Here is a 20,009-nt window from a genome sequence, read left to right as displayed (position 1 = left end):
CCGCCCGTTTGGCGTGATCGCGCCGGGGAACCCGCGGTGGATGTTCAACGGCTTCACTCTCGACCACGTCGACGTCGGACCGGTGACGCTGCGCGTGCGCCACGGCGGGTCGGGCCCCGCGCTCGTGCTCCTGCACGGGCATCCGCGCACCCACGCCACCTGGCACAAGGTCGCCCCCGTGCTCGCCGAGCGGTTCACCGTCGTCTGTCCCGACCTGCGCGGGTACGGCCGTTCGACCGTCCCGGCCGACGAGCCGGAGCATGCGCAGATGTCCAAGCGCGCGATGGCGGGCGACGTCGCCACCCTCATGCGGACGCTCGGGCACCAGGAGTACGCGGTCGTCGGACACGATCGCGGGTCCTACGCGGGCTTCCGGCTGACCATGGACCATCCCGGCCGGGTACGGGCCTTCGTGAACATCGGCGGCCCGCCGATCGGCGAGGTGCTCGACCGGGCCGGGGAGACCTTCGCCCGGCTCTGGTGGCACTGGTTCTTCCTCGGCCAGACCGACAAGCCCGCGGACGAGGTGATCAACCGCGACCCGGACAGCTGGTACGGCGACCGGCCCGACCACGTGGCCGACGAGGCGTGGCAGGACTACCGGGCCGCCCGCCGCGACCCTCGGACCGTCCACGCCATGTGCGAGGACTACCGGGCGGGGCTCACGGTGGACCGGCGCGACGACGCGGCCGACAAGGCCGCCGGCAGGAAGATCGGCTGCCCGGTGCTCGTCGTGTGGGGCAGGCACGACGACCTGCCGGAGCTGTACGACGGCGACCCGGCCGCCCCCTGGCAGGCGTGGGCCGCCGACGTGCGGGGATGCGAGGTGGACGCGGGGCACAGCGTGCAGGAGGACAACCCCGAGGCGCTCCTGGCCGCGATCGTCCCCTTCCTGTCGCGCTAGCCGGCCCCGGCGTCGGGGCCGGTTGGCGCCGGAGCGGCCGGGGTATCTCCTCCGGGGCGTCGCGGCGGCACGGAAAGGCACGGAAGGGATTCCGAGTGGACCAGGACGAACGGTTGCGGCACAGCTCCTCGTTCGGCGCGGCGGCGGCCGCGTACGCCGAGCACCGGCCCGACTACGCGCACGGCGCGGTGCACTGGGCGCTCGGGCCCGCGCCCGGCCCGCGCGTGCTGGACCTGGGCGCCGGGACCGGCAAGCTGACCGCCACGCTGGTCGCGCTGGGCATCGAGGTGGTCGCGGTCGAGCCCGATCCGGCGATGCTGGCCGAGCTGCGCCGCGCGGTGCCGGACGCCCGCGCGCTGCCGGGCAGCGCCGAGTCGATCCCGCTGCCCGACGCGTCCGTCGACGCCGTGCTGGCCGGCAACGCCATGCACTGGTTCGACATGGCCGTCGCCGGACCGGAGATCGCCAGAGTCCTCGCGCCCGGCGGCGTCCTGGCCGGTCTGTGGAACCTCCTCGACGACCAGACCGACTGGGTCGCCGGGCTGGCCAGGGCCGCTGGGAGCGTGGCCGTGGGCCCGCGTGACACGCCCGCGAGCTGGCGGGCCGCCACGACGGGCATGCACCTGCCCCGGACCGGCGAGGCCCGGTTGGGCTCGGCCGAACAGGCGCTGTTCCCGCACGGGCAGAGCCGCACCGCCGACTCCCTCGTCGCGACGCTCGCCACGCGCGCCGGCATGCTCGTCCTGCCCGAACAGGAACGCCAGGCGGCGCTCGGCCGGATCCGCGCCTATCTGGCGGCCAGGCCGGAGACCGCTCTCGGCGAGTTCACCCTGCCGATGCTGACCGGAGTGCTCCGCGCCAGGCGCCTGTAGAGGTCAAACCTTCCGCACCAGCGTGCTCTCGGCGTCGAGGCGGGCGCCGTCGGCCCCGGCCGGCACGATCTCCGGCACCCGGACGCCGTGCCGGTCGACCAGCGTGGAGTGGGTCTCGCCGGGCGCGAACGCGTGACGCTCCCCCCACTGCCGCAGGGTGACGATGACCGGGAAGAGGTCACGCCCGGCGTCGGTGAGCACGTACTCCTGGCGACGGCCCGACGGCGCGGGGCGCTGCGCGAGGAGCCCGTGGGCGACGAGCTTGCGGAGCCGGTCGGTGAGGATGTTGCGCGCGATCCCGGTGCGTCGCTGGAACTCCGTGAACGACCGCGCCCCGTCCATCGCGTCGCGGACGACGAGCAGGCTCCACCGGTCGCCGACCAGGTCGAGGGTGCGGGCGACGGGGCAGGCTGGGTCGGTCCAGCCGGGGTCCTGCATCGGCGACTCCGTTCGGTTGCGGATTGAAACCATCATGCCGTACGGTCCAAACAGTTGCAATCTGCTACTGATTGGGTCGGTGTGATGGATGCGTGGCGGCGTACGCTGCTGGCGGTGGTGTGCGGGGTGGCGGTGGCGAGCGTCTACGCCGCGCAGCCGGTGCTGGAGCCGATGGGACGTGACCTCGGCGTGCCGGCCGGGCTCACCGGATGGATCGTGGCGATCGGCCAGCTCGGCTACCTGGCGGGGCTGGTGCTGCTGGTGCCGCTCGGCGACGTGGCCGACAGGCGCCGGCTCATCGCCGCGCACCTGGCGCTCACCTCGGCGGGCGCGACCCTGACGGCCTCGGCCCCCGCCGCCTGGGCGGCGCTCGCGGGGCTGGCGGTGGCCGGGGTGTTCGCGGTCGTCGTGCAGACCACCGTGGCCTACGCCGCGTCGGTCGCGCCGCCCGCCGAACGCGGCCGCACCATCGGGGTCGTCACCTCCGGCGTCGTGATCGGCATCCTGGGCTCGCGGGTCGTCACCGGCCTGCTCGCCGACGCGTGGGGCTGGCGGAGCGTCTACGCCGTGCTCGCCGCGCTGTCGCTCGGGCTCGCGGCCCTCGCCCTCCTCGCGCTGCCGGCGGAGAAGCGGCCCGCCCGGCCCGTCACGTACGGGCAGGCCGTCGCCTCGCTCGGCAGGCTGTTCGCGCAACGGACCTTCCTGACGTACGGGTTCGTGGCGTTCTTCCTGTTCGCGTCGTTCGGCGCGCTGTGGAGCGGGCTGTCGCTGCCGCTGGCGGACGCGCCGTGGCGGCTGAGCGAGAGCCAGATCGGCCTGTTCGGCGTCGCCGGGCTGGCCGGCGCGCTCGGCGCAGCACGCGCGGGACGGTGGGCCGACACGGGACGGGCGGTCCCCGTCAGCGGCCTCGCGCTCGCCCTGCTCATCGTCTCCTGGGCGGCGATCGCGCAACTCCCCCGGTCGCTGTGGCTGCTCGCCGCCGGGATCGTCGCCCTGGACCTCGCGGTCCAGGCCGTGCACGTGAGCAACCAGCACCTCCTCACGCTCGCGCACCCGGACCGCACGAGCGGCGTCATCGGCGGCTACATGGTCTTCTACTCGCTCGGCTCCGCCCTCGGCGCGGCCACGACCACCGCCGTCCTCACCACCCACGGCTGGGCGGGCTCCAGCCTGCTCGGCGCCGGGTTCGCCGCCTGCGCGCTCGCCGTCTGGGCCACCGGCAGCCGCGCCCGGCCCCGATGACCGGGCACGGCCGTCCGGTCACGGGAGATCGAAGGGGGCGGGGGTGTGGCCTTCCCAGATCTGGCGGGACGCCTCTTCGGGGTAGGGCAGCGTCTCCGACTCGGTGTCCAGGACGCGGGTGAGGCGCTCGGCGGGCCGGTGGGCGGGCCAGCCCGCGTCGCCCGTGGTGACGAAGCGGACCCACGCCTCCTGGAACTGGCGGGAGAGCGCGACGGTCTCGGGGGTGGGCCGGTCGCCGATGAGCTGGGCGCCGACGGGGCTGTCCAGCGTGCCGAACGCCAGCGGCATGTCCAGGCTGTGGCAGGCGCCCAGGATGCCGCCGCGGACCGGGGCGGTCCAGCACAGTTCGAACAGGTACGAGGTGCCGCCCGCTGCGGCGTTCGCCTCGGCCAGCTTCTGTGACGGCATGCGGAAGAGGGCGTCGGAGTACACCGTCTCCACCAGCTCCTCCGGGCCCGCCTGCGGGAACGCGGCACGGTAGGCCCGGGCGCCGTCCGGCTGCGGGGCGAGCAGTTCCAGGGCCGCGCGGGCGTCCTCCCCGGTGAAGGCGCCGTGCCGCCCGCTCATGACGCTGAAGTACCGGAACTCGTCCCGGGTGTGGCCGACGAGCAGTTCGGTCCCGCCGGCGCGCGAGCCGGTCAGCGCGGGCCAGGGCGTTTCCGGGAGGACCTCGCCGTCGACGACGGGGCACAGCGCGGTGCCGGTCTCCGTGAGGCGTCCCCAGCTCTCGCGGGTGCGCGTGGAGGCCGGCGTTGAAGGAGGTGAGCTCGGCGGCCAGGCGCCAGGGGTCGATGTCGCGCAGGGCCACGGCGGTGGGGGCCGCCGCGCCGATCCGGTCCGCGAACGCGGCGGTGACCTGCCGTGCCAGCGCGGGGGTGCTGTGCAGCCCCGGCACCGAGTGGGCGATGGCCCGCCGGAACAGGCCGCGCGCGGGCTTCATCGTCAGGAGGGCGGCGACCGAGCCCGCCCCGGCGGACACCCCGCCCACGGTGACCCGGCCGGGGTCGCCCCCGAAGGCGGCGATGTTGCGCTGCACCCACTCCAGCGCCGCGATCTGGTCGAGGAACCCGCGGTTGGGCGGTGCGTCGTCGAGGAACGCGAATCCCTCCGCGCCCACGCGGCAGTTGACGGTCACCACGACGACTCCCGCCTCGGCCAGCGCCGCCGGGTCGAACATCGGGTCGCTCGACGCCGCCGAGAGGTAGCCGCCCACAGGGATCCACACCAGCACCGGCAGTCCGGCCGCGCCGGGATCCGGGGTGCCGACGTTGAGCGTCAGCCAGTCGTCGCCCTGCGGGGGCACGTCGATCGGCAGGGACAGCGGCACCACGGGGCCGAACTCGACCGCCTGCCTCGTCCCCTCCCAGCGGTGCGGCGGCGCGGGCGCGGCGAAGCGGAGCGGGCCGACCGGAGGCCGGGCGTAGGGGATGCCGCGGAACACCGCGTGCCCCCGCCGCCTGCGCCCCTGCACCACGCCTTCCGTGGTTCGTACCGTCGGCTCTCCTGACATGGCGATTCCTTTCCTGGAGTGGACCCCAAGATTATGGGTCAGGTGTATTATGTCAAATGTATTGCAACAGCCCCCGAGGAAGGGCCGGCGATGCCGAAACAGGTGGACCACCGCGGACGCCGCGAAGCGATCGCCCGCGCGCTGTGGCGGGTGGTGGAGCAGCGCGGCGTCACGCAGCTGACGATGCGCGTGGTGGCGCAGGAGGCGGGCATGTCACTCGGGCAGCTGCAGCACTACTTCGCCTCCCGGACCGCCATGCTCTCCTTCGCCATGGACCTCGCGTCCGAACAGACGTCGGCGCGCGTGCATCAGGGGCTGGAGAAGCTCGGCGACCGTCCGCACCCCCGTGACGTGCTGCGGCTGACGCTCGCCGAAATGCTCCCCCTGCATGCCGACGCCCGCGCGACCAGCCGGATGAGCGCCGCCTACGTCCTGGAGGCGCTGCACGACGAGGCCGTGCACGAGCAGGCGCGCCGCGGCCTCGTCCAGGGGCGGGCCCTCGTCGAGCGGCTGGTCCGCCAGGCGATCGCCGACGGGCACATCGACTCCGGCCGCGACCCGGTCACCGAGACCAACCTGCTCCTCGCCCTCACCGGCTTCACCTCCCTGATCGAACTCGACGTGGTCGAGCCCCAGGACGCGCTCGCCGCGATCGACGCGCATCTGGACCGGTTGTTCAGCAGTACGTGACCTGCCCCGGGAGGCGGGGGCAGGCTCCGCTCAGCTCTTCCGCTCGCCCAGGACGCAGAACTCGTTGCCCTCCGGGTCGAGCAGGGTCACCCAGTGCTGCTCGTCCTGCACGGTGTCGGCGCGCCGGGCGCCGAGGGAGAGCAGCCGGGCGACCTCGGCCTCCTGGTCGTCGGGGCGGAAGTCGGGGTGGAGCCGGTTCTTCGACGTCTTGCCCTCGGGGACAGGCACGAAGAGCAGCCCCGGCATCCGGTCCGGTTCGGGCCGGATCTCGATGATCTCCTCGGTTTCGTCGACCACGATCCAGCCGAGAGCCTGGGCCCACCAGCGCCCGAGCGCGACGGGGTCGGCGGAGTCGACGATGATCTGTTCCCATTCCAGTGCCATGGGCTTGAGCATAGACAGGCTGCTTTGACAGTGATTCGGGCGGTCTGCTAGATCTAAACGGAATCGGAATCCGAATCCGTTTTACCGAAAGGGCTGCCATGAGCAAGGACCGCTTCTTCGTACTGGACGCCGGGGACTCCCGGCCCGCCCGCGCGCCTCTGCCGCCGCGGGCGAGCGTCAAGGCGAGCGCCGAGGACACCCAGGGCCGCTTCTCCCTCCTGGAGCTCCGCGGCGGCGACGTCCCCCCGCACGCGCACGACGACTACGACGAGTTCGTGTACGTCATCGCGGGCGAGCTCGGCGTCGACGTCGGCGGCGAATCCCATCACCTGACCGCGGGGATGTGCGTCCTGCTGCCGCGCGGCGTCACCCGCGCCATGCGTGACCTCGGCGGCGACGGCTCCCCCGTGCACGCGCTGCGGGTGTCGGCGCCGGGCGGCCGGGAGCGTCACCTGGAGGACGCCACCGGGGCGGACCCGCGGGACGACTGGGGCGACCCGGACCGCTGCTTCGTGCTGAAGCCGGGCGAGGCGCGTCCGGGGCGCGTCCCCGTGCCGCCCGCGTTCTCCGTCAAGGCGCGCACCGCCGACACCGACGGGCTGTTCTCGCTGCTGGAGGTGACGGTCGCGCAGCCGGTCCCCCGGCACACCCACCTGGTCGCCGACGAGTGCATCTACGTGCTGGACGGCGAGCTGGAGATCGAGTTCGACGGCGCGGTCCACACCGCGGGCGCGGGGCAGTTCGTCCTGCTTCCGCATGGCGTGCCCCACGCGATCCGGCCGGGCTCCACGCCGCCGCCCCGGGTCGTCCAGATCTCGTCACCCGGAGGCTGGGAGAGCGTGGTGGAGGCCCTGATCGAGCACAGGAACGAGGTGAGCAGGGCGGGCCGGTTCGACCCGGCGGCGCTCAACCGCCACACGCGCAGGCACCACGTCGTCTACGAGGAGAGCTAGCCGGTCGGCGAGGAGAGGCGGCCGGGCCGCAGCGCGTCGAGGGCGAGCCTGACGAACCGCCGCCAGTCGCCGCTGCCCGTGCGGATCACCGCCGCCAGCCCGCACACGATCATGTAGACGTCGGTCACCGTGGCGTCGTCGCGGACCGAGCCCGTCGCGCGCCCGCGGTCGAGCAGCGTGCCCGCCAGGCCCTCCAGCGCGGTCCGGCTGTCGCCGGACGGCTCGGCCGAACCCATGGCCGACTCGATCGCGCCGGACAGGCCGCGGTCCTTGGCCAGCACCTCGCCGATGCCCGACAGCAGCAGGTCCAGCCCCGCACCGGGGTCGGGCGCGGCCAGGCAGCGCTCACGGGCGAAGTCCAGGATCTCCGCGAACCGGTGCTGCGCCGCCGCCTCGACCAGCGCCTGCCGGGTGGGGAAGTGACGGTAGACGGTGCCGATGCCCACGTCGGCGGCCTTGGCCACCTCCGCCATCTGTACCTGGTCGCCGAGCTCGGCGAACAGCTCGCGGGCCACCTCCAGCACGCGTGCTCGATTCCGTTCGGCGTCGGTCCGCGACTTGCTCCGGCTGGCTGGCACGATCGCAGATTACCAGCGCCCCGGCGCTCACCCCGGCGGCGTCAGGCTCCGGCGCGGGCGTTCACGGTGATCAGTCCGGCGGTGTGCAGGCTGGTCAGGAGCGTCCAGTCGTCGGCGGGATCGAGCCACACCTGAAGGCCGGCCGGGCCGGACGGCCGAGGGAGAGGCCCGGCGGGCTCGTAGAAGGCGGAGACCAGGACCAGCGGGACCGGCGCCGTCCACCGGGCGGGCGCCGGGGGCTCGTGCCGGGGGCCGAGGAGCACGGCCCGCTCCTCGTCCGTGCACGCGCCGAGCCGCCCGGCCGCGAGCTCCGCCTGCAGCCTGACCTGGAGGTCGAGGGCGAGCCGGACGCGGGCGGCCGCGCGCCCGTCCTCTCCGGGCAGCTCGGCGTAGCCGGGGACGAGCATCGCGACCAGCTCGGCGGGCTCGCCCGCGTAGCCGCGGAGCCTGCCGCCCGCGTGGATCATCTCGAAGCGGTACGGCAGGCCGTCCGGTCCGGCCGGTGCGGGCGGGGGTGGCTCCGCCGACGACGGGTTGGCGATGATCACGCTCATGGGGTGCCTTCCGTGGCCCAGCGGGTGGCGGCGTACAGGGCGGTGAGCTGCTCCTTGTCGGCGGCCCGCCAGAAGATCTCGTCCATCAGGCTGCGGAAGGACAGGCTCCCCGCCTCGGTGCGGTCCTGCGCCGGGTCCCGGAAGTGCCCGGCGTGGGCGCCCAGCGGGTCGGGCTCGCCCCGGTTCGGCAGGTGGTCCAGCGTCGCGTTGCGGAACGCCGCCTCGACCAGGCCGAGCGACACCTTCACCTGCGCCTGGATCACGGCGGCGTCGAGCGAGCCGTCCCACAGCCGCAGCTCGATGTGGTCCGCCGCGGAGCCCGTCATGGCCTGCATGTTCACCGCGGACTCGTGGCCGCTGTTGCGGTGCCGCACCGGCCCGATCTCCGCGTAGCCCTCCGTGGGCACCGCGTTGGGACGGCAGTGCTTCAGGCCCCGGTGGCTGTCCGCCTCCGGGTTGTGCGCGAGCCTGAACAGCGTGTCGGTGTGGTGGCCGACGTGGACCAGCGTGCTGACGTAGTTCTCCACGATGTGGTCGAAGTCGTGCGTGCTCACGTGGACGTGCCCGCCGGTCCGGGGCCCGGCCGTGCCGCCGTGCGCCCGGATGATCTCGACGGCGGTGCGCAGGTTCGCCCAGGTCGCCGGCTCGTCGTACAGGATGGGCGAGACCAGCTCGCCCGCGACCGTGCCGTCCTGCTCCAGCGCCCACAGGCCGAGCCCGCCGTTCGCGCCCGCGCTGTAGCCCCGCTTCTTCATCGTGTGGTAGCCGTGCTGCACGGCGTCGCCGGTCAGCCCCGCCTGGTGCAGGGCGCGGGCGATGTCCTCCAGGCGCCGGGAGGAGACGCCTTCCGGCAGCTCGAACTCCAGCTCCAGCCCGAACCCGCGCCCGCCCTCCCGTGCGCCCAGCGACGCCGTGGCGTCGTCGAGCATGTACGGGATCACCGGCTCGCCGCTCACGGCCCGCTCCACGGCCCGGTCGTACGCGTCACGGAACGCCGCGAAGTCCCTGGTGTACGACACTTCCGGGCGATCCGGCCAGCGCTGCCAGGCCCGGACGCGGGACTCCAGGGAGGCGACGCGCTCCAGTTCCATCGCGGCCAGCGGGTCGGGGCCCGCCAGCAGGGAGCGGACGCGGCGCAGGACGGGGTTCTGCTCGGGGCGCGCCTGCTGGGCCGCGTCGAGCTCGCGGCTCGCGGCCCGCAGCGCGTCCCGGTGCGCCGAGGGCGGAAGATCGTGCAGGCCGGGCGGGACGGCCGGCGGCCGGGGCGCGGCGGCTCGGGCGTCCCCGATCAGGGCGTCGAGCACCTGCTGCCGGTCGACCGGCGCGAACAGGTCGAAGCCCCGCTGCCGCACCTCGGCGGCCCGGTCCGCCAGCCGTTCGACGGAGTAGCCGAGGCCCGCGTCCACGGCCAGGCGGCGCAGCGGCTCGAACACCGGCAGCCGCGACGGCGCCTCCGACCCGGTGATCTCGGCCAGCCGGGACAGCGCCCGCGCCGCCTCGTCCGCCGGCCGCGTGACGCCGTGCTCGGCCGCGACGCGCAGCCCGTCCCACAGGTACGGGTCCCGCGTCCGGTGGGCGGTGAGCAGGTCGGCCAGCTCGCGCGGGCCGGACACCCGCGTCAGGTCGGCGCCGTGCCGGTGCGCGTCGGCGGCCAGGTGGAGCAGCTGCTCGACCGAGTCCCCCTGCCCCACCTCGCCGGCCAGCCGCTCCAGCGGCGGCGTGTCGCCCTCCTGGCGGGCGGCGAGGTCGTCCAGGAGCGCGAGCAGGCGCGCCTCCGGCTCGCTCAGGCCGGTCAGTGCGTGCCGCTCGGCCAGCAGCACGCCGTCCCACAGAGCCGGGTCCTCGTGCCGGAACGCGTCCATGGCCGCCAGGAAGTCCGCCTCGCTCATCGCCCCGCGCGGGAAGTGGCCGTTCTGGTGAGCCGCGCGGAAGACCGGCAGCAGCTCCCTGATGTCGCGGATGCCGTACCGGTCGAGCACGGGCTTGGTGAAGTTCCTGACCCGGCTGGAGGTGACGGGCTCCCCCATCACGTCGATCATGATCCCGATCGTGCGCGCCTGGTCGGCGTTCGCGTCGTGGAAGGAGAACCGGAGCTGGTTCCTGAACCCCGTCCAGCGGTACGAGTCCGCCCCCATCATCCGGTCGAGCACGGCGGTCAGTGACGCGCGGTCGGTCGCGGCTTCCGGGGCCATCTCGTACCGCCGGGCGTCGCCGAACACGTCGACCAGGGCGTCGATCTCGCGATCCAGGCCGAGGTCGCGGGCGAGATCCTGGACGGCGCGCGCCGGGTCAGGCCCGCCGAGGCTGCGGCTCATGTGGGCCAGGGCGCGGGCGGTCGCGTCGTCGCGCCGGGTGGTGGACAGCCGCTCGGCCAGTTGCCGGCCTTCGGTCAGGAGGACCTCGTCGGACGGGCCGCTGAGCAGCCGTTCGATCCGGTTCTGCGGGCCGGGGGTCCAGCGGTGGACGATCGCCGCGGCCTCGGCGAAGTTCCGGGGGCGGGGGTCCGCGATCGGCGAGTGAACGTCGGGCCCGTGCTGCGGCCCCGCTGGATACGCCCTGTCCTGCACGGCGGTCCCGCCCGCCGCCGGTGGCGCGCCCTCGCGCACCGGCCCCGTGGGGGCATGCTCGGCCGCGAGCATCGACGCCACCGGCCGCTCCCGCTGAGACGCCGCACCCTCGGGGGCCGCCCCTTCGGGCCGGTCGCGGGTGGTCGCCAGGGCCCCTGCTTCCGGGCGGCCGGGGGCCGCCGCTTCCGGTTGGTCGCGGGGTGCGGTGGGGACTTCCGGTTCCGGCCGTGGGGGCGGGTTCTGGTCGCGTGCTGGTGGGGGTGCGTCCGTGCGGGGGTGTTCGGGCCGGTCCGGTCCGGGCTCGCCGCCGGTGGCGGTCTCGGGCGACGCGACGATCGTCGCCGGGACGGTGGCCGGGACCAGGGAGGCGCGCGGAAGCTCCCCCGGGCCCGCGGCATCGGCGCGGGCGGTGGTGGCCGCGCTCTGGCTGTACGGGGTCCGCTCGGCGGGAAGGCTCTGCGGGGCGCGCTCGGCCGGCAGGTTACGAGCCCGCTCCCCCGGCGGGTCCTGCGGGGCCCGCTCGGCCGGGCGGTCCTGCGAGGCGCGCTCGGCTGGACGGGTGTGCGGGGTGCGGTCACCGGGATGGGGCTGCGGTGCGCGGTCGCCGGGCGGTTGGTGCGGGGGGCGCGTCGTCGCGGCACGTTCGGCGGGGGGCAGCGGCGTGTCGTGGCGCCGGACGACCTCGCCGGCGAGGGCGCCGTTCGGGAGCACCTGCGGTCCGGCGTCGTCCGGGGCTCTGGGGGCGGGCGGCGGGGTGGTGTCGGCGTGGGCGGCCCCGGCGAGCGAGGTCTCCCCGAGGGCGGGCCGGGCGGGAGGCGGTGAATCGCCGGCCGGGTGCGCGGGGCCGCCGATCTCGCCGATCGCCGCCATCGGCAGGTAGCTCACCCGGGCCGACGCCGGGATGTCGAGCCCGCCCGCCACGCCGGAGATGAACGCGTAGCCGAGGTGGGAGGCGTCCAGCTGCCCGCTGGCCGCCAGCGCGGGGACGGCCCCGGCGGTGCCCGCCGCCCCGCCCAGCAGCGCCTGGCCGTACATGCTCTGCCCGATCGCCACGATCTTGTCGCGGACGGCCAGCTCCGCCCGGGACGCGACGTACACCATCTGCTTGCTCAGCAGGCGGGAGAGGGCGGCGTTCGCGCCGCCGAACAGCACGCCGGTGAGGGCGCCGCTGCCGGTCGACATCGCCAGCGAGGCGAGGTCGAAGTCCCCCGCCTCGCGGTCGCCCCAGAGCTGCTGGGCCACCTGCACGCCGAGGTCCAGGCCGCCCATGATCCCGGCGAACTTCAGCGTGTTCAGCAGCATGAGCCGTTTGATCGTCTGGATGCTCACCTGGGTCATCAGCGTGTGGTGCCTGATGAGCGCGAGGACGGCCGGGCCGTTGACGTAGATCCACACCAGCAGCCTGACGATCATCACGCCGAGCAGCGCCAGCGCCGCGTAGATCATCCACTCGGCGTGCTGCATCCGCACGCCGTGCGTGCGCAGGGCCTCCGCCTCCTCGCGCAGCGCCCGCTCCAGCACGTCGAGCACCGCTTCGCCGGAGACGGAGCCGGCCTCGCCGCCGAGGGACTCGAAGGCCTTCTCGAACGCCTCCTTGGCGACGCCCTCCCATTCCCCGCTGCGCAACAGCCGGGTGACCGCGCCGGCGTCCTCGGCCTTGATCCCGGCCAGCAGGTCCGCCAGCCGCTCCAGCGCCTGCGCCTCGGCGAGGAGCCCGCCGACGTCGGCCCCCGGGAACGCGCCGCCGGTCAACGGCTTGGCCAGCGGCTTGACCACGTCGGGCACCAGGCTGAGGTCCAGCCCCATCAGCGCGCATCCCCCCGCGGCTGCGCCGGGCCGGCACCGGGGAGGAACGCGTCGAGGTCCGTGCCCTCGCCGAACAGGTCCTCGAACGGGAGGTCCGGCACGAACGGCGCCATCAGCTCCTTCATCTCGCCGGACACCTGCGTGGTCGCCCGCCCGATCTGCTCGACGAGCACGGCGGACAGCTCCGAGGGCGACAGCCTGCGGTAGACGCGGGGGTCGAACTCGATGGACCGGACCTCGCCGCGCGGGCCGACGGTCACGGTGACCAGGCCGTCCTTCGACGTGGCCGTGGCCGACAGCTCCCGGGCCCGCTCGCGCATCCTGCCGAGCTGCTCGGTTTGCTGGTTGACCTCCTGGACGAGTTGCTCCAGCAGCCGCCACGGCTCGTCTGTCGGCATTCGTATCCCTCATGTCCCGTCTGCAACACCAATCCCACAATTACCATCGTTTCCCCGGTTTTGTGGGACTTGTCGAGTACGGGCGCGGACCGGGCCGATCCGGTGGCAGTGACGGCATGCCATCCCTCATCATGACGGTGAGCGACGGTGTGCATGCGTATCGTCACCGACCTGAAGGGTGGACGCCGTGGGGGTTGAGCCGATCGTCGAGACGGGCACGCAGACGCTTCCCGGCCCCGGTCTCGATCACGAGGAGTGGCGCTTGGCCGCAGTCCTGCGTGACGAGGGCGGGGTCGAGCACCGGCTGACGGCCGGCTTCCAGGTCCGGCGCGCCACCCGTCCCGGCGGCGGCCCGCTGGTCGCCCACGGGTGCGAGTGGGCGACGTGCGTGCCCGGGCAGCCCGCGTACCGGGCCTTCACCTGGTGCGACGACGGCGGGGTCGAGCTGACGCGACAGGAGGCGGCCGACGGGTGGGACCCGCGCATCGGCGAGGCGGTACGCGAGGCGTGCGCGGGCGGGCGCCCGATCCTTCCCGCCCGGCTGCTGCCCGGCCCGGCCCGCGTGGCGGACGATCGCACCGGCCTCGACTTCGGCGGCGTCGCCGAGCTGCGGGCGGCCGGGGACGACGGCTGCCGCGTCGTGCTGCGCGGCGACGGCGACGAGTGGGAGCTGACCGCGCGCCCGCTCAAGCCGGCCGTGGCGGCGTCCGGCGCGGAGCTCGTCACCCGGCTCGCGGTGGAGGCGACCTGGCGGCGGCCGGAGCACCCACCGGTCCCGCTGACCGGGATCGCCCTGTACCGGCACGGGCCCGCCCCGGCGCGGGACGGCCACGCGCGGATCGCCGTGCACCTGGACAACGGGTGGGACGTGGTGGCCGCCGACGACGGGCTGCTGCTGGTCGCGCCCGACGGCACCCGCGCCGGCAGCCCCGTCACGCTGGTCCCGGGCGAGAGCTGGATCTCCACGACGACGCTGCACGCCTACCCGGTCGCCTGGCGGATCGAGGCGCCCGGCGCCGGCCTGTCGCTGCGGGTGGCCGCCTGCTTCCCGGAGCAGGAACGCCAGGCGGCGTTCGGGCTGGGCGCCCTGTTCGACGCCGCCGTCACGGCCGAGGGCGAGCTGGGCGGCGAGCCGGTGCGCGGCGCCGGCTGGCTGGAGATCCAGCCCGACCACCGCATCACCGACTTCGAAGGGCACGTCGAACGGCTGCGCGACATCACCCACGCCGAGGTCGTACGCCTGTATCCCGACGAGCCCGACCCGGACGCCATCGCCACGCTGGCCGGCCTCTCCCCCGCCGGCTCGTGGCCGGTCGAGGCCGTCGCCGGGTCGCTGCACCGCGCGCTGGTCGCGCCCGTCCGCCACCTGGCCGACGCGATGGGCAAGGGCTGGCGCAGCTACGCCGCGCTCGCCGCGATGGAGATGCAGGGCGTCGACAGCCGCCACTACCGGGCGCTGGCGGCGCTCGTCGAGCTGATGCACACCGCCAGCCTCATGGTGGACGACGTCGAGGACAACGCGCCGACGCGGCGCGGCCGGCCCGCCGTCCACACGGTGTTCGGGCAGGCCACCGCCATCAACACCGGCACCCACACCTATCTGGTCTTCGACCTGGTGGCACGCCATCTGCTGCCCGGCGACCCGGACCGGCGGCTGCGGCTCTACCAGGCGTACCTCGACGGCATGCGGCGCAACCACGCCGGTCAGGCACTCGACATCGCCGGGCACCACGACGTGATGGAGCTCGCCGTGGCCACCGGTGACGCCGCCGTCGTGCTGGAGCGGGTGCGGACCACGCACCGGCTCAAGACGGGCGGGATGGTGCGCGGCGTGGGCGAGTTCGGCGCGATCCTCGGCGGCGCCCGGGGCGAGCTGCTGGACGCCGTCAGCGCGTACTTCGAGGCCGTGGGGCTGGCGTACCAGATCACCGACGACGTGGCCGACCTGCGGGCGGTGCTGGTCGCGGACGGCCGTCCTGGCGCCCGCGTCGCCAAACTCCCCGGCGAGGACATCCGCGAGGGCAAGGTCACCTACCCGCTCGCCCACGCGGTCGCGAGGCTGCCGCGCGACCGGCTGCGGGAGGTGTGGGAGATCGTCCGGGCGGGCGGCGCCGACCCGGTCGCGGCGGCCGAGGTCGCCCGCGCCGTGGACCGCTGCGGCGCCACCGAGGCGAGCCTGGCCGACGCGCGCACGGCCGTCGACCAGGCGTGGCGGCCGCTGCAGGCCCTGCTGCCGGTCAACCACCACACGGTCATGATGCGCGCCCTCGGCCTGTACGCGGCCAGCCGTCACCTGGACGAGTGACGCGCGAACGGCAGCCACCAGTTGCGGTCGCCGAACAACCGCATGAGCGCCGGTACGAGGACCAGCCGGACGATGGTCGCGTCGATCACGATCGCGACCGCGACCGTGAGCCCGAGCTGCACCAGATGGCGGCTGTCGGCCGTGAGCAGCGCCGCGAACGTGGCGACCATGCAGGCGGCGGCCACGGTGATCGGCCTGGCGGTGTGCGTCAGGCCGTCGGCCACGGCGGCGGTGTTGTCGCCGTGGGCCTGGTAGTGCTCGGCGACGCGATGGATGAGGAAGATCTCGTAGTCGATCGACAGGCCGAACACCAGCGTGAACGCCAGCAGCGGGACCAGCGTGTCGACCTCGGCGCCGACCAGGCCGGGAAGGTGGCGGGTGGCCAGGGTCAGCAGGCCGAAGGCGGCGAGGACGGCCAGCAGGTTCATCACGACGGCCTTGACCGGCAGCACGACGCTGCGGAACGTCACCAGCAGGAACACCAGCGAGCAGCCCAGCACCAGCGGGATCACGGTGCCGAGCTGGGCGGCGGTCTCGTCCATGAGATCGGCGAAGATCACCGTGGGCCCGGTCACGTACACCCGCTGGCCGGACGGCAGCGTCGCGGGCGCGAGCCGCCCGGTGATCTGCCGGGCCAGCTCGGTCGTGGCCGGGTCGTCGAGGCTCGTCCGGGTGAAGACGGTCACCACGGTGAGGTCGCGGCCGTTGTCGAGCGAGGCGGCCAGCGACACCCTGGCATCGTCCTTGAGCGCGGCGACCAGCGCGAAGGCGTCGACCGGCGGCGTTCCGGCGGGGTGCGGCAGCACGACGGCCAGGCCCGAGGCGATGCCGTCGGCCTCCATGTGCGCCAGGCCGCGCGCGAAGTCGCTGCCCGCGAGCGCCGGCCGGTCCAGGTCGAAGCCGAGCCGCACTCCGGTCAGCGGGGCGGCGGCCAGCAGCAGCGCCCCGGAGCAGGCCAGCGTGTAGGCGACAGGATGGCGCATGAGGTGCCGCGCCCATCGGGCCCAGCCGTCACCGCCCGCCGGAGCGGCGGCGCGGCGGCGGAGCAGCCACCTGTCGGCGGCCACGAGCAGGGCCGGTAGCAGCGTGACGGCGACCACGGCGGCCACCACGGCCGTCACGCTCACCGCCACCGCCATCGTGCGGATCATGGGCGTACGGACGACCAGCAGCGCCGCCGACGTGAGCGCCACCCCGAGCGCGCACCAGGCCGCCGTGCGCCCGGCGGTGGCCACCGCGGCCCCGGCCGCGTCGTGCCGGTCGTGCCCGGCGGCCCGCGACCGGCGGTAGCGCAGCAGGATCAGCAGCGCGTAGTCGAGGCCGAGCCCCAGCCCGACGGTGGCCGCCACGGCCAGCATGAACGTGTTGACCGTCACGCCCAGCAGACTCGCCGCGCCCAGCAGGCCGAGGCACGTCACGGTCACCGCCCCGGCCACCGCCAGCACCGCCACGGCCGCCCCGATCGCGCCCAGCCCGGCCGCCAGCGCCAGCAGCGACAGCGGCACGGCCAGCAGCTCGGCCCGCCGGAGGTCGGCCAGGTCGGCCTGCTTGACCACCGTGAGCAGCGCGCCCTCGGCCACCACGTGCACCTCGACGCGCCCTCCGGAAGCCCGCCCGGCCGCGTCACCGGCCGCGCGCAGCAGCGACGGCAGCGCCTCCTGCCTGGCGCGCTGGTCGCCGTTGACGCCGAGGAGCGCGTACACGCGCCGCCGGTCCTGGCCCGGCACGGCGGGCAGCAGCCGGACCCCGCCCACCAGGGGCCGGGCGGCCACGGCGCGCGTGGCGTCGTGGAGGGCCCGCTGGTAGGGGCCGTCGGCGTCGGTGAGCGTCGCGGAGGCGAACACCATCAGCATCTGCTCGCCGCCGAGCTGCGGAAAGCCCTGCTGCAACAGCCGCGCGGCGTCGGCCGAGCCCGACCCCTCGACCCGGACGGCGGGCGCGGCCGAGCGTTCGACGAGGCCGGGGACCAGCACCGCCGACCCGGCCACGAGCGCCAGCCACGCGGCGAGGATCACCCGGCTGCGGCGCGCCGCCAGCACGCCCAGCCGCCACCAGAGCGAGCGACGCTCCCGGCGCTCGGCGGCCGACTCCCCGGCCGACGCGTGTGAGGACACCGCCACGATGCCGCCTCCTGGTTAACGGGGCCAAAAGCGTGTTACAAAGAGTAGTCAATCAGCTCCAGGCAGTTATCGGGAGGATGCGTGTCCCAGTCACGTCCCGGCCGCGTTCGCGGTCTCGCCGTCGCGGTCGTCGTCGCCGGTCTCGCGGTGCCGTTCCTGGCCTCCACCGGCTCCGCCGGGGCCGTCGCCCGGCAGGTGGCCCGCCCGGCGGCGCAACCGGCGGCGGCAGCCGCGGCCGTGCTGAAGTGCGACGTGCGCACCGCGCCCAAGCACCCCATCGTCTTCACCCCCGCGCTGCGCGACGCGGCGGCGCGGCACACCGAGGGGCAGGGCGTCCTCCTCCTGGAGAACTGCACCTCGCCCTCGGGCACGATCACCGACATCAAGTCGGGGCGGCTGGAGGTGAGCGGCAGCGCCACCGCGAGCTGCCGCGGCGTCGCCGACCTGACCGCGACCGGCACCGCCACCTGGCGCAACGGCCAGGGCACGAGCGTGGGCACCTCCACGCTCACCGCCTCTCACCCGGGCAGCGCCACCCTGGCCGACAACCTGCTGAGCGGCACCGTCGCCTCCGGCCGGCTCAAGGGCCGCACCTTCAGCGGCAGCGGCACCATGACCTCCGACCTGAACCAGTGCACGACCGCCGCCGGATTCACCCAGCTCACCGGCACGGGCCAGATCTCCTTCACCTGACCCCGGCGACCGGCCTGCTCGTCCGCCGCCCCGCCCGGGTCAGGCTTCCCGGGCGCGGAGGTAGGCGTCCAGCGCGGCGGCGGCGCCGAGCATGGCCCGGCCCCGCGCTGACAGGCGGGCCTGCCACTCGCGCAGCGTCGCCTCCAGCGGGGCGACGCCTCCGGCGGCGCGGACCTGCGCGATCAGCGGGGCGATCTGCTCCAGCAGGTAGCCGCCCCGCCTGAGCTGGTGGGCCAGCCGGGCGTCCCGTACGTCGGCCGCGCCGTAGACCCGGTAGCCCGTCAGCGGGTCGCGGCGCGGCCGGACGATCCCGGCCTTCTCCCATTTGCGCAGCGTGGCGGGCCGCAGGCCGAGCTTCCTGGCCAGCGGGCCGATGAACGTGTCGCCGCGCTCCTGCGGCACGGGCGCCAGATCCCGCAGCGCCGCCTCGACGGCCTGGAGCGTGCGGCGGTCGTCGAGAAGCACCCCGTGGCTCTCGTCCACGAGCAGCAGCGCGTCCTCGACGGCCCCCCGGTTGACCGCCTGCATGATCGACGTGGCCGTCTGGTGGCCGTGCCCCGGCACGAGGGCGAGGAACGCGCGCAGCGCCTCGGCGTGCAGCGGCGTGTAGGCGCGGTAGCCGTGGGCGGTGCGCCCGGCGGCGGGCAGGATGCCGGCGTCCTCGTAGTTTCTGATCGCCTGCGTGGACAGGCCGTGCTCGCGCGCCAGGTCCACCGGCCTCATGGATGCATCACCGTTTGAAGGTCCATCCCGCACAGGTCCCGGAATTTCGCGCGAAAGTTTACACCGGCTGTTCAACGATACCGTCGAAGGCATGGATTTCAAGGACATGGCCCGGCCGCTCGACGGCGCGGGCGTCTCGGCCTTCCTCCGCTCGCTGCCCGCTCGGCCCCTGCTGCTGGGGCTGGGCGAGGCCAGGCATTTCGTGAACGAGCTGGGCGAGGCGCGCAACGAGATCTTCCGGCATCTGGTGGAGCACGAGGGCTACCGGGGATTCGCACTGGAGAGCGACTGCCTCATGGGCCTGCTCGTCGACGACTACGTCACCACGGGCGCGGGCACGCTCGACGACGTCATGGAGCGCGGCTTCAGCCACCGGTTCGGCACGGTCCCGGCCAACCGCGAGCTCGTCCGCTGGATGCGCGCCTACAACGAGGAGCACGACGAGAAGGTGCGGTTCTTCGGCTTCGACGGCCCGCTGGAGTATTGGGCGGCGAGCCCCCGCCAGGCCCTCACCGGCCTGCACGCCCTCCTGGACGGCCCGCTCCCCTGCACCGCGGAGACCCTCGACACGCTGCTGGGCGCGGACGAGCGGTGGTCGGACGAGGCCGCGGCCATGGACCCGTCCCGGTCGATCGGCCGGTCCGCCGAGGCCCACCGGCTACGGGTGATCGCCGACGACCTGGTGGCGCTGCTCGCCACCCAGGCGCCGGCGCTGAGCGCCGCCGACCGGGAGCTGGCGGCCCTGTACGGGCGCACCGCCGTCGGCCTGCTCCGCTACCACCACTGGATGGCCGACACGGCGCCGACCCGGTGGGCACGGCTGTCGGCCCTGCGGGACGCGATGATGGCCGACAACCTGCGCGCCATCGCCGCCCGGGGCCCGGTCCTCGTCTACGCCAGCAATTTGCACCTGCAGCGGCACAAGAGCCTCATGTCCTTCGGCGACCACGAGCTGCAATGGTGGAGCGCGGGCGCGCTCGCCGCGACGGATCTGGGCGACCGCTACGCGTTCCTGGCCACGGCCTTCGGCACGGTCGGCGACGACACCCCGTCCCCGGACACCGTGGAGGGGCTGCTGTCCACGCTCCCGTGGGAGCACGCCCTCGTCGACGCCCGCCGCTTCGCCGAGGCCGTCCCGGCCCCGGACAAGCGCGTCTCCCGCGACTTCGCCTATTTCTCCCTCGACCCGGCCCACCTCGGCCTGATCGACGGCATCGTCTTCCTCAAGAAGGCCGTCGACCTCCAGGTCCTCGACTGACCAGGCTCCCCCGG

At 74.7% G+C, this 20,009-nt stretch carries 17 protein-coding genes and 1 pseudogene; 8 read left to right on the top strand and 10 right to left on the bottom strand.

Annotation, left to right across the window (positions count from 1 at the left end; all coding sequences use genetic code 11):
* Positions 1-40 precede the first annotated feature (40 nt).
* Complete coding sequence (locus tag ACWDXC_RS34790; protein WP_449989262.1) at positions 41-904, top strand: alpha/beta fold hydrolase; 864 nt, start codon at positions 41-43, stop codon at positions 902-904.
* Between the two features lie 95 nt (positions 905-999).
* A complete protein-coding gene (locus tag ACWDXC_RS34785; RefSeq protein WP_449989259.1) occupies positions 1,000-1,776 on the top strand; it encodes a class I SAM-dependent methyltransferase in 777 nt (258 codons plus the stop codon).
* Positions 1,777-1,779: 3 nt separating this feature from the next.
* Here the strand turns inward: ACWDXC_RS34785 and ACWDXC_RS34780 are convergent, their stop codons facing one another.
* The gene (locus tag ACWDXC_RS34780) at positions 1,780-2,214 is read right to left on the bottom strand and encodes a winged helix-turn-helix transcriptional regulator (protein WP_449989257.1); all 435 of its coding nucleotides are present in this window, start codon (positions 2,212-2,214) and stop codon (positions 1,780-1,782) included.
* An 84-nt stretch (positions 2,215-2,298) separates the two neighbouring features.
* On the opposite strand from ACWDXC_RS34780, the gene ACWDXC_RS34775 reads away from it, so the two are divergent.
* Positions 2,299-3,456, top strand: coding sequence for an MFS transporter (locus tag ACWDXC_RS34775; RefSeq protein ID WP_449989255.1), 1,158 nt, complete (start codon positions 2,299-2,301; stop codon positions 3,454-3,456).
* 18 nt (positions 3,457-3,474) lie between these two features.
* Here the strand turns inward: ACWDXC_RS34775 and ACWDXC_RS34770 are convergent, their stop codons facing one another.
* Both ACWDXC_RS34770 and ACWDXC_RS34765 read right to left on the bottom strand, forming a co-directional pair.
* Entirely contained in the window at positions 3,475-4,149 is a 675-nt protein-coding gene (locus ACWDXC_RS34770) for a carboxylesterase family protein (protein ID WP_449989611.1), read from the bottom strand.
* Positions 4,150-4,339: 190 nt separating this feature from the next.
* Positions 4,340-4,966 (bottom strand): annotated as a pseudogene (locus ACWDXC_RS34765) (carboxylesterase family protein); the annotation flags it as partial.
* A gap of 90 nt (positions 4,967-5,056) precedes the next feature.
* Here ACWDXC_RS34765 and ACWDXC_RS34760 point away from each other — a divergent pair.
* On the top strand, positions 5,057-5,656 hold the full coding sequence (locus tag ACWDXC_RS34760) for a TetR/AcrR family transcriptional regulator (RefSeq protein WP_449989252.1): 600 nt from the start codon (positions 5,057-5,059) through the stop codon (positions 5,654-5,656).
* A 30-nt stretch (positions 5,657-5,686) separates the two neighbouring features.
* On the opposite strand, the gene ACWDXC_RS34755 is transcribed toward ACWDXC_RS34760, so the two are convergent.
* Positions 5,687-6,040, bottom strand: a complete 354-nt coding sequence (locus ACWDXC_RS34755; protein ID WP_449989250.1) for a VOC family protein — start codon at positions 6,038-6,040, stop codon at positions 5,687-5,689.
* Positions 6,041-6,138: 98 nt separating this feature from the next.
* Here ACWDXC_RS34755 and ACWDXC_RS34750 point away from each other — a divergent pair, with 98 nt between their 5' ends.
* Positions 6,139-6,993, top strand: coding sequence for a cupin domain-containing protein (locus ACWDXC_RS34750; protein ID WP_449989247.1), 855 nt, complete (start codon positions 6,139-6,141; stop codon positions 6,991-6,993).
* On the opposite strand, the gene ACWDXC_RS34745 is transcribed toward ACWDXC_RS34750, so the two are convergent.
* The 4 genes from ACWDXC_RS34745 to ACWDXC_RS34730 are packed head-to-tail and all read right to left on the bottom strand — an operon-like array spanning position 6,990 to position 12,896.
* The gene (locus tag ACWDXC_RS34745) at positions 6,990-7,571 is read right to left on the bottom strand and encodes a TetR/AcrR family transcriptional regulator (RefSeq protein ID WP_449989245.1); all 582 of its coding nucleotides are present in this window, start codon (positions 7,569-7,571) and stop codon (positions 6,990-6,992) included. The two genes, ACWDXC_RS34750 and ACWDXC_RS34745, sit on opposite strands and share 4 nt — an antisense overlap.
* Positions 7,572-7,612: 41 nt before the next feature.
* A complete protein-coding gene (locus ACWDXC_RS34740; RefSeq protein WP_449989242.1) occupies positions 7,613-8,125 on the bottom strand; it encodes a hypothetical protein in 513 nt (170 codons plus the stop codon).
* On the bottom strand, positions 8,122-12,498 hold the full coding sequence (locus ACWDXC_RS34735) for a hypothetical protein (RefSeq protein WP_449989239.1): 4,377 nt from the start codon (positions 12,496-12,498) through the stop codon (positions 8,122-8,124). Before ACWDXC_RS34735 ends, ACWDXC_RS34740 begins: the two co-directional genes overlap by 4 nt.
* Positions 12,498-12,896 carry a YbaB/EbfC family nucleoid-associated protein gene (locus tag ACWDXC_RS34730; protein WP_357587809.1) on the bottom strand — a complete coding sequence of 133 codons (399 nt, stop codon included), beginning with the start codon at positions 12,894-12,896 and terminating at the stop codon, positions 12,498-12,500. The genes ACWDXC_RS34735 and ACWDXC_RS34730 overlap by 1 nt, the downstream gene beginning before the upstream one ends.
* Before the next feature lie 187 nt (positions 12,897-13,083).
* Between ACWDXC_RS34730 and ACWDXC_RS34725 the strand changes: the two genes are divergently transcribed.
* The gene (locus tag ACWDXC_RS34725) at positions 13,084-15,201 is read left to right on the top strand and encodes a polyprenyl synthetase family protein (RefSeq protein WP_449989236.1); all 2,118 of its coding nucleotides are present in this window, start codon (positions 13,084-13,086) and stop codon (positions 15,199-15,201) included.
* On the opposite strand, the gene ACWDXC_RS34720 is transcribed toward ACWDXC_RS34725, so the two are convergent.
* Positions 15,186-17,321 carry an MMPL family transporter gene (locus tag ACWDXC_RS34720; protein ID WP_449989233.1) on the bottom strand — a complete coding sequence of 712 codons (2,136 nt, stop codon included), beginning with the start codon at positions 17,319-17,321 and terminating at the stop codon, positions 15,186-15,188. The two genes, ACWDXC_RS34725 and ACWDXC_RS34720, sit on opposite strands and share 16 nt — an antisense overlap.
* Before the next feature lie 81 nt (positions 17,322-17,402).
* Between ACWDXC_RS34720 and ACWDXC_RS34715 the strand changes: the two genes are divergently transcribed.
* Entirely contained in the window at positions 17,403-18,014 is a 612-nt protein-coding gene (locus ACWDXC_RS34715) for a hypothetical protein (RefSeq protein WP_449989231.1), read from the top strand.
* Between the two features lie 39 nt (positions 18,015-18,053).
* On the opposite strand, the gene ACWDXC_RS34710 is transcribed toward ACWDXC_RS34715, so the two are convergent.
* Positions 18,054-18,737 carry a TioE family transcriptional regulator gene (locus ACWDXC_RS34710; protein ID WP_449989229.1) on the bottom strand — a complete coding sequence of 228 codons (684 nt, stop codon included), beginning with the start codon at positions 18,735-18,737 and terminating at the stop codon, positions 18,054-18,056.
* A gap of 91 nt (positions 18,738-18,828) precedes the next feature.
* On the opposite strand from ACWDXC_RS34710, the gene ACWDXC_RS34705 reads away from it, so the two are divergent.
* Entirely contained in the window at positions 18,829-19,995 is a 1,167-nt protein-coding gene (locus tag ACWDXC_RS34705; protein WP_449989226.1) for an erythromycin esterase family protein, read from the top strand.
* Positions 19,996-20,009: the final 14 nt, after the last annotated feature.

The organism is Nonomuraea sp. NPDC003214 (assembly GCF_053590035.1).
Note: the sequence above shows the minus strand (reverse complement) of the source record. Positions and strands in the feature narration are given on the sequence as shown.

Bases quoted from the DNA above. Each gene is read 5' to 3' on its own strand.
- ACWDXC_RS34790 (WP_449989262.1), top strand. From the start codon at position 41: ATGTTCAACGGCTTCACTCTCGACCACGTCGACGTCGGACCGGTGACG.
- ACWDXC_RS34780 (WP_449989257.1), bottom strand. From the start codon at position 2,214: ATGCAGGACCCCGGCTGGACCGACCCAGCCTGCCCCGTCGCCCGCACC.
- ACWDXC_RS34775 (WP_449989255.1), top strand. From the start codon at position 2,299: ATGGATGCGTGGCGGCGTACGCTGCTGGCGGTGGTGTGCGGGGTGGCG.
- ACWDXC_RS34760 (WP_449989252.1), top strand. From the start codon at position 5,057: ATGCCGAAACAGGTGGACCACCGCGGACGCCGCGAAGCGATCGCCCGC.
- ACWDXC_RS34755 (WP_449989250.1), bottom strand. From the start codon at position 6,040: ATGGCACTGGAATGGGAACAGATCATCGTCGACTCCGCCGACCCCGTC.
- ACWDXC_RS34750 (WP_449989247.1), top strand. From the start codon at position 6,139: ATGAGCAAGGACCGCTTCTTCGTACTGGACGCCGGGGACTCCCGGCCC.
- ACWDXC_RS34740 (WP_449989242.1), bottom strand. From the start codon at position 8,125: ATGAGCGTGATCATCGCCAACCCGTCGTCGGCGGAGCCACCCCCGCCC.
- ACWDXC_RS34735 (WP_449989239.1), bottom strand. From the start codon at position 12,498: ATGGGGCTGGACCTCAGCCTGGTGCCCGACGTGGTCAAGCCGCTGGCC.
- ACWDXC_RS34730 (WP_357587809.1), bottom strand. From the start codon at position 12,896: ATGCCGACAGACGAGCCGTGGCGGCTGCTGGAGCAACTCGTCCAGGAG.
- ACWDXC_RS34710 (WP_449989229.1), bottom strand. From the start codon at position 18,737: ATGAGGCCGGTGGACCTGGCGCGCGAGCACGGCCTGTCCACGCAGGCG.
- ACWDXC_RS34705 (WP_449989226.1), top strand. From the start codon at position 18,829: ATGGATTTCAAGGACATGGCCCGGCCGCTCGACGGCGCGGGCGTCTCG.